Source organism: Phenylobacterium sp. (assembly GCF_035944335.1).
Taxonomy (GTDB): Bacteria; Pseudomonadota; Alphaproteobacteria; order Caulobacterales; family Caulobacteraceae; genus Phenylobacterium.
In genome coordinates this window covers 23,316-37,898 of sequence record NZ_DASZBG010000085.1, presented here as the reverse complement: position 1 = coordinate 37,898, position 14,583 = coordinate 23,316, and the positions used below count along the sequence as shown (strand labels likewise).

Annotated in this window: 11 protein-coding genes; 7 read left to right on the top strand and 4 right to left on the bottom strand. The window is 69.8% G+C overall.

Annotation, left to right across the window (positions count from 1 at the left end):
* Positions 1 to 87: 87 nt before the first annotated feature.
* From tyrS to VGT80_RS14120, 4 genes are all read left to right on the top strand, one after another.
* Complete coding sequence (gene tyrS, locus VGT80_RS14135; protein ID WP_327456857.1) at positions 88 to 1,410, top strand: tyrosine--tRNA ligase; 1,323 nt, start codon at positions 88 to 90, stop codon at positions 1,408 to 1,410.
* A 39-nt stretch (positions 1,411 to 1,449) separates the two neighbouring features.
* Positions 1,450 to 1,911, top strand: a complete 462-nt coding sequence (locus VGT80_RS14130) for a peroxiredoxin (protein WP_327456855.1) — start codon at positions 1,450 to 1,452, stop codon at positions 1,909 to 1,911.
* Between the two features lie 119 nt (positions 1,912 to 2,030).
* Positions 2,031 to 3,188: a peptidoglycan DD-metalloendopeptidase family protein gene (locus VGT80_RS14125; protein WP_327456853.1), complete on the top strand. Its 1,158-nt coding sequence runs from the start codon at positions 2,031 to 2,033 to the stop codon at positions 3,186 to 3,188.
* A gap of 28 nt (positions 3,189 to 3,216) precedes the next feature.
* Positions 3,217 to 3,579, top strand: a complete 363-nt coding sequence (locus tag VGT80_RS14120) for a polymer-forming cytoskeletal protein (RefSeq protein WP_327456851.1) — start codon at positions 3,217 to 3,219, stop codon at positions 3,577 to 3,579.
* Here the strand turns inward: VGT80_RS14120 and prfB are convergent.
* The 3 genes from prfB to VGT80_RS14105 form a co-directional block, all read right to left on the bottom strand.
* Positions 3,580 to 4,705, bottom strand: a protein-coding gene (prfB, locus tag VGT80_RS14115) for a peptide chain release factor 2 (protein ID WP_327456849.1) whose coding sequence is annotated in 2 segments (ribosomal slippage) — positions 3,580 to 4,635 and positions 4,637 to 4,705 — 1,125 coding nt in all. Because the reading frame shifts where the segments join, the coding sequence is not laid out codon by codon here.
* Between the two features lie 49 nt (positions 4,706 to 4,754).
* Positions 4,755 to 7,139: a penicillin-binding protein 1A gene (locus tag VGT80_RS14110; RefSeq protein WP_327456847.1), complete on the bottom strand. Its 2,385-nt coding sequence runs from the start codon at positions 7,137 to 7,139 to the stop codon at positions 4,755 to 4,757.
* Between the two features lie 92 nt (positions 7,140 to 7,231).
* Positions 7,232 to 8,455, bottom strand: coding sequence for an N-acetylmuramoyl-L-alanine amidase (locus VGT80_RS14105; protein WP_327456845.1), 1,224 nt, complete (start codon positions 8,453 to 8,455; stop codon positions 7,232 to 7,234).
* Between the two features lie 441 nt (positions 8,456 to 8,896).
* Here VGT80_RS14105 and VGT80_RS14100 point away from each other — a divergent pair, with 441 nt between their 5' ends.
* The 3 genes from VGT80_RS14100 to VGT80_RS14090 are packed head-to-tail and all read left to right on the top strand — an operon-like array spanning position 8,897 to position 13,798.
* Positions 8,897 to 11,569, top strand: a complete 2,673-nt coding sequence (locus tag VGT80_RS14100; RefSeq protein WP_327456843.1) for a ribonuclease E/G — start codon at positions 8,897 to 8,899, stop codon at positions 11,567 to 11,569.
* Between the two features lie 47 nt (positions 11,570 to 11,616).
* Positions 11,617 to 13,032 (top strand): M48 family metalloprotease, encoded by a 1,416-nt coding sequence (locus VGT80_RS14095; RefSeq protein ID WP_327456841.1) that lies wholly within the window; start codon positions 11,617 to 11,619, stop codon positions 13,030 to 13,032.
* 37 nt (positions 13,033 to 13,069) lie between these two features.
* Positions 13,070 to 13,798 (top strand): DsbA family protein, encoded by a 729-nt coding sequence (locus tag VGT80_RS14090; RefSeq protein WP_327456839.1) that lies wholly within the window; start codon positions 13,070 to 13,072, stop codon positions 13,796 to 13,798.
* Here the strand turns inward: VGT80_RS14090 and VGT80_RS14085 are convergent.
* Positions 13,795 to 14,583, bottom strand: coding sequence for a thiazole synthase (locus VGT80_RS14085; protein ID WP_327456837.1), 789 nt, complete (start codon positions 14,581 to 14,583; stop codon positions 13,795 to 13,797). The genes VGT80_RS14090 and VGT80_RS14085 overlap by 4 nt on opposite strands.

Sequence of the window (14,583 nt, the reverse complement as noted above, 5' to 3'; positions counted from 1 at the left end):
CCGATCCCTCGCGCCTGCCCCTCCCGGCCGGCGCAGATCATCCGAAACCACATCGCGCCGGCCTCCCCCTCTGAAGGAGCCTTCGCCATGTCCCTCGAAATCGCCGGCCCCGCCGTGCTAGAGCCCGGCCACCGAAGTCCCGAGCCCACGATGACCGCCGAGCCCAAATTCAAGTCCGAGTTCCTGCGCACCATGCGCGACCGCGGCTACATCCACTCCATCACCCATCCGGTGGAGCTGGACGAGGCCGCCGCGAACGGACGGGTGATCGCCTACATCGGCTTCGACGCCACGGCGGCCTCCCTCCACGTGGGCAGCCTGTTGCAGATCATGATGCTGCGCCGGCTGCAGCAGGCCGGCCACAAGCCGATCGTGCTGATGGGCGGCGGCACGACCAAGGTCGGCGATCCCACCGACCGCGATTCCTCGCGCCCGCTGCTCACCACCGAGCAGATCCAGGCCAATATCGCCTCCATCAAGACGGTGTTCGCCAAGTTCCTGAGCTTCGGCGACGGGCCGGCCGACGCGGTGATGGTCGACAACGCCGAGTGGCTGGATGCGCTGGGCTATGTGGAGTTCCTGCGCGAGTTCGGGGTGCATTTCACGGTCAACCGGATGCTGAGCTTCGAGAGCGTCAAGCTGCGCCTGGAGCGCGAGCAGCCGATGACCTTCCTCGAGTTCAACTACATGCTGATGCAGGCGGTGGATTTCCTGGAGCTGGAACGGCGGCTCGGCTGCAACCTGCAGATGGGCGGCTCGGACCAGTGGGGCAATATCCTGAACGGCGTGGAGCTGATCCGGCGCGTGGATCAGAAGCCCGCGTTCGGCCTGACCACGCCGCTGCTGGCGACCGCCTCCGGCGCCAAGATGGGTAAGACGGTGGCCGGCGCGGTGTGGCTGAACGCCGACCTCAGGAGCCCGTACGACTACTGGCAGTTCTGGCGCAACACCGAGGACGCCGACGTGGGACGGTTCCTGCGGCTGTTCACCGACCTGCCGCTGGCCGAGATCGAGCGGCTGGAGGCCCTGCCCGGCGCGGAGATCAACGAGGCCAAGAAGGTGCTGGCCAACGAGACGACGCGGATGCTGCACGGCGAGGCGGCCGCGCAGAGCGCCGCCAAGGCCGCCGAGGCCGCGTTCGAGCAGGGCGGCCTCTCCGATGACCTGCCGACCATCGAGATCAAGACCGCCGACCTGGAGGCCGGGATCATGCTGGCGGCGCTGGCCCAGGATGCCGGCCTGGCGGGCTCGCGCGGCGAGGCCCGACGGCTGGCGCAGGGCGGCGGCTTGCGCGTCAACGACAAGGCCGAGATGGACGCCAATCGCAACGTGACGTCCGCCGATCTGGTGGGGGGCGTGATCAAGCTGGCGGCCGGGAAGAAGAAGATCGTCCTGGTGAGGCCTGTGTAGCGTTTTCCCTGACCTTCACGGGAGGGAAAAGGAGTGCTGATGACGAATATCGAGGAAGGGGCCAAGGCGCCCGATTTCGAACTCGAAACCCCCGACGGGCCTGTGAAGCTCGCCGACTTCGCGGGCCAGACGCTGGTGCTCTATTTCTATCCGAAGGACGACACCACCGGCTGCACCAACGAGGCCAAGGCGTTCACGGCGCTTGGGCCTCAGTTCGCCAAGGCCGGCGCGACCGTGCTGGGCGTCTCCAAGGACAGCATCGCCTCGCACAGGAAGTTCGCGGCCAAGCACGATCTCGGAGTGAAGCTGGGCTCCGATCCGACCGGCGCGGTCGTGGAGCGCTATGGATCCTGGGTCGAGAAGAGCCTCTACGGCCGCCGCTACATGGGCATCGACCGCTCGACCTTCGTGATCGAGGACGGCGTCATCCGTAAGCTCTGGCGCAAGGTCAAGACGCCCGGCCACGCGGAGACCGTGCTGGCCGCCGTCCAGGCCCTCTAGGCGGGATTTCCCGACTCAACCGACAGTGCTTGGTTGGGTGCGACGTTAACCGTCTTGCGCGCACCGGAAATCTCATCGCATATCGCTGTCGTCCGAGGGGGTCGGGGGACAACGACATCATGCAGGGCCATCTGGCGCGTTTGCGCCGCTCGCTGCGCGAGCTGTTTCCGGAACGCCATCTCTATGTCCGCTCCGGCGGCGCGATGCGGGGCTATGTGCTCACCTCCAACAAGCAGATGCTGGCGGCCGGCGGGATCGCCGCGGCGGCCCTGTGGATGGGCGTCTGCACCGCGGCCATGCTGGTCAACGCGCTCTCGGCCACCAAGGCCGACCGCGAGATCGCCCGCACCCAGGCCAAGTACGAGCGCTGGATCGCCGATCGCCAGGCGCGGCTGAACTCGGCGGTGGCCCAGCTCAATGCCGCCGGCGGCAACACCCAGCAACTGGCCGCCGCGGTCGAGAAGCGGCACGCGGCGCTGGCCATGCTGCTGACCCAGATGAAGGGCGCGCCCGGCGTGGCCCAGGCGCTGAGCCCGGCCATCGCCAAGGCCCTGAGCCCGGGCAATGCCAATCCCGTCGGCCGCATCGAGATGGTGCAGCTCAGCCAGGACCAACTTCTCGACGCCGCCGACACCTACGCCAAGAGCCGCGCCGACCGGCTGCGGCTGGCCTTCCGGCTGGCCGGGCTGACGCCCTCGGCCTATTTGCCGAAGAACGGCGCGCTGGGCGGGCCGCTGATCGAGAGCAAGGATCCCCGCGCCCTGGCCGCGGTGCTGGACGTCGAGCCGGCCTTCGCCGAGCGCGTGCAGCGGGCGGCCACCGACCTCTCCGAGGCCGACAGCCTCAGCCAGGCGGCCGACCGGCTGCCCTTCGCCCGGCCGGCCAATGTGGCTGAGGAGAGTTCCAGCTACGGCGTGCGGATCGATCCGTTCACCCACCGGCCGGCGTTCCACTCGGGCCTGGATTTCCCGGCGGCGCGGATGACCCCGGTGACGGCCAGCGGCCCCGGCGTCGTCGCGTTCACGGGCCAGCGCTCGGGCTATGGCAACACCGTCGAAGTGGATCATGGCGGGGGCCTGAAGACCCGCTATGGGCACCTGGCGATCATCGCGGTGCATGTGGGCGAGCGGGTCGCCGTCGGCCAGCGGCTGGGCGGCATGGGCTCGACGGGCCGCTCCACAGGCACCCACCTGCACTATGAGGTGTGGTTGAACGGCCGGCCGATGAACCCGGAACGCTACCTGAAGGCCGGGGCCTATGTTCGCCAAGCCGGCTAATTCCTCAGAGCGCCCGGCGCCCGGCGAGATGGCGCGCAAGCCGCTGCCGGCGTCCTTCATCGCCGGCAACGTCCGGCTGGTCGGCGAGCTCATCAGCGACGGGGACGTGCAGCTGGACGGCGCCCTGCAGGGGGAGGCGCGCGTCGACCGGCTGACGCTGGGCGAGACCGGCTCGGTCGAGGGCTCCATCACCGGCGACAGCGTGGAGATCCGCGGCCGGGTGCGGGGCCAGATCACGGCGCGCTCGGTGCGGCTGCTGGGCACGGCGGACGTCGAGGGCGACGTCACGCATACAGAGCTGATCGTCGAGGCGGGCGCCCGCTTCGTGGGCCGCAGCCTGCGGCTGGAGGCCGCCCCGCAGGCGCTGAGCGTCGTGACCGCCGCCGAGTAACTAGCCCTCCATCGTCGAGTCCCGGGTGGCCCCGACCCTCTGCGCCAGAGAGGCGCCCATGAAGGCGTCGAGGTCGCCGTCGAGAACCCCTTGCGTGTCAGAGGTTTCCACGTCGGTCCTCAGGTCCTTGACCATCTGGTAGGGCTGCAGGACGTAGCTGCGGATCTGGTGGCCCCAGCCGATGTCGGTCTTCTGCTCCTCGATCGCGGCCTGGGCCGCCTCGCGCTTCTCCAGCTCCAGTTCGTAGAGGCGCGCCTTCAGCATCTTCCAGGCCTGGTCGCGGTTCTGGTGCTGCGAGCGCTGGTTCTGGCAGGCGACGACGATATTGGTCGGGATGTGCGTCAGGCGCACGGCCGAGTCGGTCTTGTTGACGTGTTGCCCGCCGGCGCCTGAAGCGCGGTAGGTGTCGGTGCGCACGTCGGCGGGGTTGATGTCGATCTCGATGGTGTCGTCGACCACCGGATAGACCCAGACCGACGCAAAGGAGGTGTGGCGGCGGGCCGAGGAGTCGAACGGCGAGATGCGCACCAGGCGGTGGACGCCCGCCTCGGTCTTCAGCCAGCCATAGGCGTTATCGCCCTTGATGATCAGGGTGACCGACTTGACGCCCGCCTGTTCGCCCGGCGTCTCCTCCACGAACTCCACGGTCATGCCGTGCGCCTGGGCCCAGCGCGTGTACATGCGCAAGAGGATGTTGGCCCAGTCGTTGGACTCGGTGCCGCCGGCCCCGGAGTTGATCTCCATATAGGCGTCGTTGCCGTCGGCCTCGCCGGAGAGCAGCGCCTCCAGCTCGGCGCGGGCGGCGCGGTCCTTGAGGCCCTTCAGCTGGGTGCGGGCCTCGTCGAGGGAGGCCTCGTCACCCTCCTCGTCGGCCAGTTCGGCATAGCCCACCGCGTCGGCGAGCTCGCGTTCGAGCGATTGCACCGCGCCCACCTGGCTGGCCAGCCGGGTGCGTTCGCGCATGAGGGCCTGGGCGGCCGCGGCGTCGTCCCAGAGCGTCGGGTCCTCGACCCGGGCGTTCAGCTCATCGAGCTTGCGGAGCGCAGGGTCCCAGTCAAAGACGCCTCCTGAGCAGTTCGATCGACTGCTCGATGTCGGCCTTGGCGGCCTCGACATCCAATCTCATGGAAAGCTCCACACCAAATTCGGGGGGCCGAGATAGGCCTTAGCAGGCGTCAATACAATCCGTTGACGTCGTCGGTCGGCTTCTTGGCCTTGGGCGGGGCGACCACGGCCGGCGGCTGGCCCGGGACGCCCTGCAAGGGCAGCTGGTTGTAGGGGATCGGGCCGATCGGATTGGCGCCTTCCGGGGCAACGGCGACCTTGGGCTCGGTGCCCGGCCGGAACGCCTCGCGGATGCCGCGCACCATGGCGTACTTGGCGTTCTTCGGCGCGGGGAAGTCGTCCGGCGGATAGCCCTTCAGGGCCTCCTGCATGAAGGAGACGAAGATCGGCACGGCGGCGACGGCGCCGGTCTCGCCCTCGCCAAGGCTGCGGTTGTCGTCGAAGCCCACGAAGATGCCCACCACCAGCTTCGGCGAGAAGCCCATGAACCAGGCCGAACGGTAGTCGTTGGTGGTGCCCGTCTTGCCCCCCACCGGGCGGCCGATCGCCAGCGCCGCCGTCGCGGTGCCGCGCTGCACCACGCCCTGCAGCATGGAGGTGATCTGGTAGGCGGTGATCGGGTCCATCAGCTGGGCGCCGGCCTCGGGGATGCGCGGGCTCTCGTCGCCGTTGAAGCCGCCGCTGCAGCGCGGGCAGTCGCGGCCGTCGGCCCGGAAGATGGTCTTGCCCTCGCGGTCCTGGACCATCTCGATCAGGTGCGGCTCGATCTTGCGCCCGCCGTTGACGAAGGAGGCGTAGGCGCCGGCCAGCTTGAACACCGTGGTCTCGCCCGCGCCCAGCGCCATGGAGAGCACCTTGTCCATGTGGTCGGTGACGCCCAGCCGGATGGCCATGTCGGAGATGCGGTTCATGCCGACGCCCTGGGCCAGGCGCACGGTCATGGTGTTGCGCGACAGCTCCAGGCCGCGGCGCAACTGCAGGGCGCCATAGTACTTGCCCTCGTAGTTCTCCGGCGTCCACGCCTGGCCGTTGGCGCCCGGCAGGGTGATCGGCGCGTCCATGATCACGCTGGCCGGGGTGTAGCCGCCCTCCAGCGCCGAGGCATAGACCACCGGCTTGAAGGCCGAGCCCGGCTGGCGCAGCGCCTGGGTGGCGCGGTTGAAGCTGGACAGTGAGAAGGAATAGCCGCCGACCATGGCCAGCACCCGGCCGCTATCGGGCTCCATGGCGACCAGCGCGCCATTGACGATGGGAATCTGCTTGAGGCGAAAGCCGGGGCCGCTGGCGGCCGGGTCCACCCAGATCAGGTCGCCGGAGCCGATGCCCTTGCCGGCGCGGGCCCAGGCGACGTCCTCGGCGGCGAGCGTGCCGGTCAGGCCCTCGACGGTGCGAATGCGGGCCGCGCCGCCGCCGACGTCGGTGACCACCGCCGCGCGCCAGGTGCGGCGCTCGGCGGGCCGGGCGCTGTGCTTGGCGACGTCCTCCCAGCCGGTGAGCGTGGTCACATGGCCCCAGGCGCCGCGCCAGCCGTGGCGGCGGTCGTACCGCTCGAGGCCGTCCATCAGGGCCGTGCGCGCCGCGCTCTGCAGGCGCGCATCGAGGGTGGTGCGCATGTAGTAGCCGCCCTCGTTGATGCGGTCGCCGAGGGTGGCCAGGCCGCGGCGGCGGACCTCCTCCACGAAATAGTCGGCGTCGCGGTACTTGGCCCGCGAGGGCTCCGGCTGGACCTTGAGGTCCTCGGCCTTGGCCTGCTCGGCCTGCTGGCGGCTGATCCAGCCCAGGTCGGCCATCTGGTCGATGACGAAGTTGCGCCGGCCGATGGCGGCGGCCTTGTGGCGGATCGGGTGGTAGTTGTCCGGCCCCTTGGGGAGCGAGGCCAGATAGGCGCATTCGGCGATGTCCAGGTCGGAGATCGACTTGCCGAAGTAGTTGTAGGCCGCCGCGCCGACGCCATAGGACCGGTAGCCCAGCCAGATCTCGTTCAGGTAGAGCTCGAGGATCCGCTCCTTGGAGAGGGTCTTCTCCAGCTGGCGAGCGATCAGCGCCTCCTTCAGCTTGCGGCCGAGGGTGGCGTCGTTGGTGAGCAGGATGTTCTTGGCCACTTGCTGGGTGATGGTCGAGCCGCTCTCCAGCCGGCGGCCCTGGGCCAGGTTGACGATGTCCTTGGCGCCGGCGCGCACGATGCCGCCGTAGTCCACGCCCCCGTGCTGGAAGAAGTTGTGGTCCTCGGCCGCCAGGAAGGCCTGGGCCAGCCTGGGCGGGATGTTGTCGTAGGGCACGAAGATGCGCCGCTCGCGGGAGAATTCGCCGATCAGGGTGCCGTCCCAGGCGTAGGCGCGGGTGGCGGTGGGCGGGTGATAGTCCGCCAGGTCCGAGGCGTCGGGCATGTCGTGGAACAGCCAGGCCGCCCAGATCGCCGTCGCGAAGCCCGCCACGGCAATCAGGCTGAGCACGGCGACGCCGGTGACCACGACCCATCTGGCGGGGGGTTTCAACTTACGCAGACCTCCGGGGAGACGCCCGCCTCCCTGGCGTCTCGTCTAGCCTGCGTCGAGCCGGGCGCCAACGGCCGGGGCCTCAGCCCGCGTCAGCGCGCCGCAAGCCGGGTGGTCTCGGCGAAGTAGTCGTCGATGGAATCGCCCACCGCGTTCATCAGCCGGCCGCGCCGCGTGGGATCGCGCAGCATGGCCTCGTCGGCGGGATTGGAGACGAAGCCCATCTCCAGCAGCACGGCGGGGACCTCCGGGGCCAGCAGCACCTCGAAGCCCGCGTCGCGGTGGCTGCGGCGCAGCAGGGCGGCGCGGCCGTCGATATGGCCGACCAGGGCCTCGGCGAAGGCGGCGGAGCGGTTCTTGGTGGCGCGCTGGGTCAGGTCGAAGAGGATGTCGCGCACCCCGCGGTCGCCGGTGAGGCTGGCCTTCATGAACCAGTCCTCGCGGCTGACGAACTTGGTGGCGCGCATCGCGGCCTTGTCGGAGAGGGTGTAGACGCTGGCGCCATGGAGGTCCGGCGTCGGCCCCGAATCCGAGTGCAGCGAGATGAACAGGTCCGCCCCCGAGCGCTGGGCGATCCGCACCCGGTCGGCGAGCGGGATATAGACGTCGGCCTCGCGGGTCAGCACCACGCGGTAGCGCCCGGTGCGCTCCAGCCGCGCCTTCAGCGCCAGGGCGGCGGCGAGGTTGATGTCCTTCTCGAACAGCTCGGCGCCGTGGGCGCCGGGATCGTGGCCGCCATGGCCGGCGTCGATGACCACCGTGCGCTTCATGGACAGCATCGGCGCCTTGGCCGGCAGGAAATTGGTGCGCAGCGCGATCGGGGCCGCCGCGGCGGCCCTGGCGAGCTTGACCGCGCCCCGCGGGTCTCCGGGCGCGACCGGAGCCACGTCGACCACATAGCGGTAGTGATCGACGCCGTCCGCCGGCGGCAGCAGGAAGCGTCGCTTGATCTTCGAGTCCCGAGCCAGGTCCATCTGCAGGCGCGCCGCGCCGCCGGACTGGTCCACCGCCCAGCGCTTGACCAGGCCCTGGGCCACGCCCTGCTGGCCCTCGGCGGCCGAGACGTCGCCCAGCAGCAGCACCGCCCGGCCGTCCGCGGCGCCGTCGGCCACCAGCTTGCCGGTGGTGGCGTGATCGAGGTCGATGACGATGCGGGTCTGGGCCGTGTCGCCGCCGATCCGGACCTTCAGAATGCCGCCGCTGGCGGTGGCGGCGTGGGAGGCGGCGACGGCGGCCAGGCCGGCCGCGGCGATGGCGCACGCCAGGGCGGCGCGTCCGCGGATCGTCCGGAAAATGCCCCCTGCCCCTGGCGTCACGTCGTCAGCCCGTCCTCGACAACTCGCAATCCTAACCCGGAAGGCCCATTTAGTCGGCAGGCCGATGGACAAAGGGTTAACCAGGTCTTTCCACCGGCTTGCGCCGCCGTCCGGCTTTCCTTTTCCGGTGCAGTGTTGCAAAGTCCGCCCGCGCGTCATAGCCGCTCCTGCGCCGCAGGCTCTACGGCACGCGCAAACCACAAGCCCGCGTCGGCTTCGCCCGAATCCTTCGGCGACGGCGCACCGTCCGATCCGCACCTCCAGGAATGGTTCCTGGCGGCGCGCCTAGGAAACACCCGATGGGCTGCGCAGCTCACGCCCCTTACCGGCCCAAGGCCGATCCAGGCGCCGTATTCGGCGTCGGGGGTCCCGCGCGCGCCCTTCCCATGAGCTGGCAGCGCCCGGGCCAAAGACCCGCCGCGCGCCGCGGAGATTCACTTAATGACAAAGACCATGTTGATCGACGCTGCCCACGCCGAAGAGACGCGTGTGGTGGTGCTCGACGGAAACCGCGTTGAAGAATTCGATTTCGAGAGCCAGAACCGCAAGCAGCTTCGCGGCAATATCTATCTCGCCAAGATCACTCGCGTAGAGCCGTCGCTGCAGGCGGCCTTCGTCGAGTACGGCGGCAACCGCCACGGCTTCCTGGCCTTCAACGAAATTCACCCCGACTATTACCAGATTCCGGTCGCCGACCGCGAAGCCCTGCTGCGCGAAGAGGCCGAGGAAGAGGACGACCACCACGACCAGCGCGGCCGCGGCGCCGGCCATGCGTCCTCGGAGGATGACGACGACGACGACGCAGCCACGGCGGCCGAGGACGACGACGACGTCATGGAGGAAGAGGTCGCCCGGCGTCGCCGGCGGCTGATGCGCAAGTACAAGATCCAGGAGGTGATCCGCCGGCGGCAGATCATGCTGGTGCAGGTCGTCAAGGAAGAGCGCGGCAACAAGGGCGCGGCGCTCACCACCTATCTCTCGCTGGCCGGCCGCTACGGCGTCTTGATGCCCAATACGGCCCGCGGCGGCGGCATTAGCCGCAAGATCACCACCGCCACCGACCGCAAGCGGCTGAAGACCGTCGTCCAGAGCCTGGACGTGCCGCAGGGCATGGGCCTCATCGTGCGCACCGCCGGCGCCAAGCGCACCAAGGCTGAGCTGAAGCGCGACTACGACTACCTGCTGCGGCTGTGGGAGAACATCCGCGAGACCACCCTGCACTCGATCGCCCCGGCGCTGATCTACGAGGAGGAGGACCTGGTCAAGCGGGCGATCCGCGACCTCTACGACAAGGACATCGACAGCGTTCAGGTCGAAGGCGAAGGCGGCTTCAAGGAAGCGCGCGACTTCATGCGCATGCTGATGCCCAGCCAGGCCAAGAAGGTGCAGCTCTACCGCGAGCCGACGCCGCTCTACGTGAAATACAAGATCGAGGACCACCTCAGCCAGATCTACACCCCGGTCGTGCCCCTGCGTTCGGGGGGGTATCTGGTGATCAACCAGACCGAGGCCCTGGTCGCCGTCGACGTGAACTCCGGCCGCTCGACGCGCGAGCGGAACATCGAGGCCACGGCGCTGAAGACCAATATGGAAGCGGCCGAGGAGACCGCCCGGCAGCTGCGGCTGCGCGACCTGGCGGGCCTGATCGTCATCGACTTCATCGACATGGATGAATCGAAGAACAACCGGGCCGTCGAGAAGAAGCTGAAGGACTGCCTGAAGGACGACCGCGCCCGCGTGCAGATGGGCAAGATCTCGGCCTTCGGCCTGATGGAGATTTCCCGCCAGCGCCGCCGCACCGGCGTGCTGGAGGGCACCACCCACGTCTGCGAACACTGCGGCGGCACCGGCCGGGTCCGGTCTGTGGAGTCGAGCTCGCTCGCAGCCCTGCGGGCGCTGGAGATCGAGGCGCTGAAGGGCGGCGGCGAAGCCACCCTCACCCTGCCCCGCGCGGTGGCCCTCTACGTACTGAACGAGAAGCGCGCGCACCTGGCCCGGCTGCACCAGTCGCTCGGCCTGTTCGTGACGGTGGTCGTCGACGACGCCATGGCCCACGCCGAGCACCAGATCGAGCGGACCTCCAGCGAGACCCGGCCCGACCACACCCCGGCGCCCCTGGCCCCGGCCGTGGGCTACGAGGCCCTGCCGGAGCCGGAGTTCGACGACTACGACGACGAGGAAGAAGACGAGGACGAGGAAGAGATCGAGGCCGAGGCCGAGGCCGAGGTCTCCGAGGGCGGCCGGCCCGAGCGCGAGCGCCATCGCGACGACGAGGGCCGCGACGAGGACGGCGGCGAAGGCCGTCGCGGTCGCCGTCGCCGGCGGCGTGGACGCCGCGGCGACGAGCCGCGTGAAGCTGCGGGCGAAGCCCACGCTCCGCGCGAGGCCCGTGAACCGCAGGCTCCGCGCCCGGCCGATGCGCCGCGCGACGACGAGGACGGCGGTCACGGCCGCCGCCGCCGCCGCGGCCGCCGCGGCGGACGTCGCATGCGCGACGACAACCGTCCGACCGAAGCCTTCGCCTGGACCCGTCCGTGGGTGCCCTACGGCGACGATCCCTTCGTCTGGTACGATCCCGCCGACGACGTGAAGACCGCCACCGCGCCGCAGCCGGCCAACGACGAGCGCGACGCCCAGCGTCCCGCCGCGGCGGAAGCCGCGCAGCCGGCCCCGGCCGTCTCGCGCCGGCCGCCCGAGCACGGCGACGACATGTGGGTCGAACTGCCGGCCGAAGAGGACCGGCCCAAGCGCGGCCGACGCCCGCGCGGCAGAGGCCGCCGCGGATCCGAGGCCGACGCCGGCCCAGCCGCGGCCGCCGAGGTCGCCGCTGCGCCTGCCGAGATCGAGGCCCAGGCGCCGCCGGCGCCCGAGCCCGAGTCTCGGCCCGAGCCCGTCGCCGCCGAGGCCGAGCCCGCGCCGAAGAAGACGCGGAGCCGCAAGAAGGCGCCGGCGCCCGAAGCGGTCGCCGAACCCATGGCGGAGGCCGTCCCGCAGCCGGTCGCCGCCGCGCCCGCGCCGGAACCCAAGGCGGCGCCTGAGCCCAGGGAGCCGGATCCCGCGGAGATCTCGGCGCCGCCCGCCGCACCCCGCAGAGGCTGGTGGCGGCGCGGCTGAGGCGTTACAGTCCGATGAGACGCGGGGGCGGCAAACAAGAGTTCACGATGGTCGCCCCTGCCCGCTCGGTCACCCGCATCGCCTTCGCGATCACGCTCTCGGCCAGCCTGTTGCTGCGCCCGATGGCGGCCGCCGCCCAGGAGCCCAGCGGCGAGACCCTGATCCGCGACACCGAGATCGAGGAGATCCTGCGCAAGGACGCCACGCCGCTGTTCCAGGCGGCCGGACTCAACGCCACCAACATCCACATCCTGATCATCGGATCGCGCCGCGACGACATCAACGCCTTCGCAGGCCCCGGCGTGATGGGGGTCAACACCGCGCTGATCCTGCAGACCAAGGTCCCCAACGAGCTGCAGGGCGTCATGGCCCACGAGGTCGGCCACCTGGCCGGCGGCCACTCGGCCCGCTCGGACGAGATGATGCACGCCGGCATGCGGCCGTTCCTGCTGACCATGGGTCTGGGCCTGCTGGCGGCGCTGGCCGGCTCCGGCGACGCCGCGGCGGGGCTGGTGGGCAGCGCCAGCTATTTCGGGGCGCTGGGCGCCATCGGCTACAGCCGCGAGCAGGAGGGCCGCGCCGACCAGGCGGGCGCCACCATCCTGGAGAAGGCGGGCCTCTCGGGCCGCGGCCTGGCGGAGTTCTTCGACAACTTCCGCTACCAGGAGGTGTTCTCCGAGGCGCGCCGCTACAAGTATTTCATCGATCACCCGCTCTCCTCGGACCGCATCGACAGCCTGGCGGCCCGCGTCGCGGCCATGCCGCACTACGGCCAGAAGGACAGTCCCGAGGCGATCGCCGAGCATGAGATCATGAAGGCCAAGCTGATCGGTTTCATGGAGCCGCAGACGGCGCTGGTGAAGTTCGGCGAGACCGACAAGTCCTATCCGGCGCGCTACGCCCGGGCGATCGCCTACTACCAGATGAAGGAGCCGGACAGGGCGCTCAAGCTGATCGACGCCCTCCTGATCGACCAGCCGGACAACCCCTACCTCTGGGAGCTGAAGGGCCAGATCCTCTTCGAGTACGGCCGCGGCAAGGAAGCCGAGGCGCCGCAGCGCAAGTCCGTGCAGCTGAAGCCCGATGCGCCCTTGCTGCGCATCAATCTCGGCCAGACGCTGATCGCCCTCGACGACAAGGCCAAGATCGAGGAAGGCGTCGGCGAGCTGCAGAAGGCGCTGCTCAAGGAAGACGACAACGCCGAGGCCTGGCGGATGCTGGCCGAGGCCTATGACAAGGAAGGCAAGGACGGTCTCGCCCGCCTCGCCACCGCCGAGTTCAACTACAATATCGGGAATCTGAAGGACGCCCGGGTCTTCGCCATGCGGGCGCGGGAGAAGCTGGACCGCAACACCCCCGAGTGGCGCCGCGCCACCGACATCGTGCTGGTCTCCAAGCCGAGCAAGGACGACCTGAAGGACCTGGCGAGCGAAGGGTCGATTGGTCGCGGCCAGAACCGCTGAACCTCGACATCCCCACAGGGTCCACTATCTGCAAGCCATGAAACCCGTTCTCAGCGTCGCCGCGGCCGCCCTCGCCGCCCTCTCCCTCGCCGGATGCCAGAAGGCCGACGACGCCGTCTTCGGACAGCGCGTGCACGCCTATCTGATGGCCCACCCCGAGGTGATCCGGGAGGCTGCCCAGAAGCTGCAGGAAAACGAGCAGGCGGCCGCCGCCAAGGCCTCCACCCAGGCCATCGCCAAGTTCCGCGACCAACTCGAGCGCGACCCGCGCGACATCGTGGTCAATCCGAACGGCAAGCTGACGGTGGTGGAGTTCTTCGACTACCGCTGCGGCTACTGCAAGCTGGCGGCGCCGGAGGTGGTGAAGCTGATCGAGCAGAATCGCGACATCCGCTTCGTCTTCAAGCAGTTCCCGATCTTCGGCGAGGTGTCCGACACCGCCGCCAAGGCCGCCCTGACCGCCGCCGCCAAGCCCAAGGGGCTCGAGCTCTACAAGAGCTGGATGGCCGAGAAGGCCTTGGACGACACCCTCCTCGACCACGACCTGACGGCCGCCGGCCTGGACCCGGTCCAGGTCCGCAAGGCGTCGAACGATCCGGCCATCGCCCGCCAGATCCTCGACACCCGGGCGCTGGCCACCTCGCTGAGGATCGAGGGCACGCCGGCCTTCGTGGTCGGCGACACCCTGATCCCGGGCGCCGACATCCCGGCGCTGAAGGCCGCGATCAGCGTCGCCAAGGACGGCGGGCTGAAGAAGCTCGGCTAGATCAGTCCGCTCAGCGGCGAGGACGGGTCGGCGTACATCCGCTTGGCCATGCGGCCGGCGAGATAGGCTTCACGGCCGGCGATGACGGCGTGCTTCATGGCGCTCGCCATGCGGATCGGGTCCTTGGCCTCGGCGATGGCGGTGTTCATCAGGACGGCGTCGCAGCCGAGCTCCATGGCGACCACCGCGTCGGACGCGGTGCCCACGCCGGCATCGACCAGCACGGGAACCGTCGCCTGTTCGAGGATCAGGGCGAGGTTGAGCTGGTTCTGGATGCCGCGGCCCGAGCCGATGGGGGCCGCGGCCGGCATCACGGCCGCGGCGCCAGCCTCCTCCAGCTTCTTCGCATAGACCGGGTCGTCCGAGCAGTAGACCATCACCTGGAAGTTCTCGGCGACCAGCATCTTGAGCGCCCTGAGCGTCTCTTCCATGTCCGGCAGCAGGTGCTTGGTGTTGGAGAGCACCTCCAGCTTGACGAGGTCCCAGCCGCCGGCCTCGCGGGCCAGGCGCAGGAGCCGCACCGCCTCCTCGCCCGTGTAGCAACCGGCCGTGTTGGGCAGGAAAGTGAAGCGGTCGGGCTTCACGTGATCGACCAGCATGGGCTGGCTGGGATCGGAGAGGTTCACGCGCCTGAGCGCCACCGTGACGATCTCGGCGCCCGCGGCCTCGGCGGCGGCGGCGTTCTGGGCATAGTCCTTGTACTTGCCGGTGCCGACGATCAGCCGCGAGGTGAATGTGCGGCCGGCGACCGACCAGCTATCGGCGCCCGGTTGCGATCCATCCAT

Coding starts and splice junctions, on each gene's coding strand:
- VGT80_RS14100 (WP_327456843.1), top strand. CDS start 8,897: ATGACAAAGACCATGTTGATCGACGCTGCCCACGCCGAAGAGACGCGT.
- VGT80_RS14095 (WP_327456841.1), top strand. CDS start 11,617: ATGGTCGCCCCTGCCCGCTCGGTCACCCGCATCGCCTTCGCGATCACG.
- VGT80_RS14085 (WP_327456837.1), bottom strand. CDS start 14,583: ATGGATGGATCGCAACCGGGCGCCGATAGCTGGTCGGTCGCCGGCCGC.
- VGT80_RS14130 (WP_327456855.1), top strand. CDS start 1,450: ATGACGAATATCGAGGAAGGGGCCAAGGCGCCCGATTTCGAACTCGAA.
- VGT80_RS14125 (WP_327456853.1), top strand. CDS start 2,031: ATGCAGGGCCATCTGGCGCGTTTGCGCCGCTCGCTGCGCGAGCTGTTT.
- VGT80_RS14120 (WP_327456851.1), top strand. CDS start 3,217: ATGGCGCGCAAGCCGCTGCCGGCGTCCTTCATCGCCGGCAACGTCCGG.
- tyrS (WP_327456857.1), top strand. CDS start 88: ATGTCCCTCGAAATCGCCGGCCCCGCCGTGCTAGAGCCCGGCCACCGA.
- VGT80_RS14090 (WP_327456839.1), top strand. CDS start 13,070: ATGAAACCCGTTCTCAGCGTCGCCGCGGCCGCCCTCGCCGCCCTCTCC.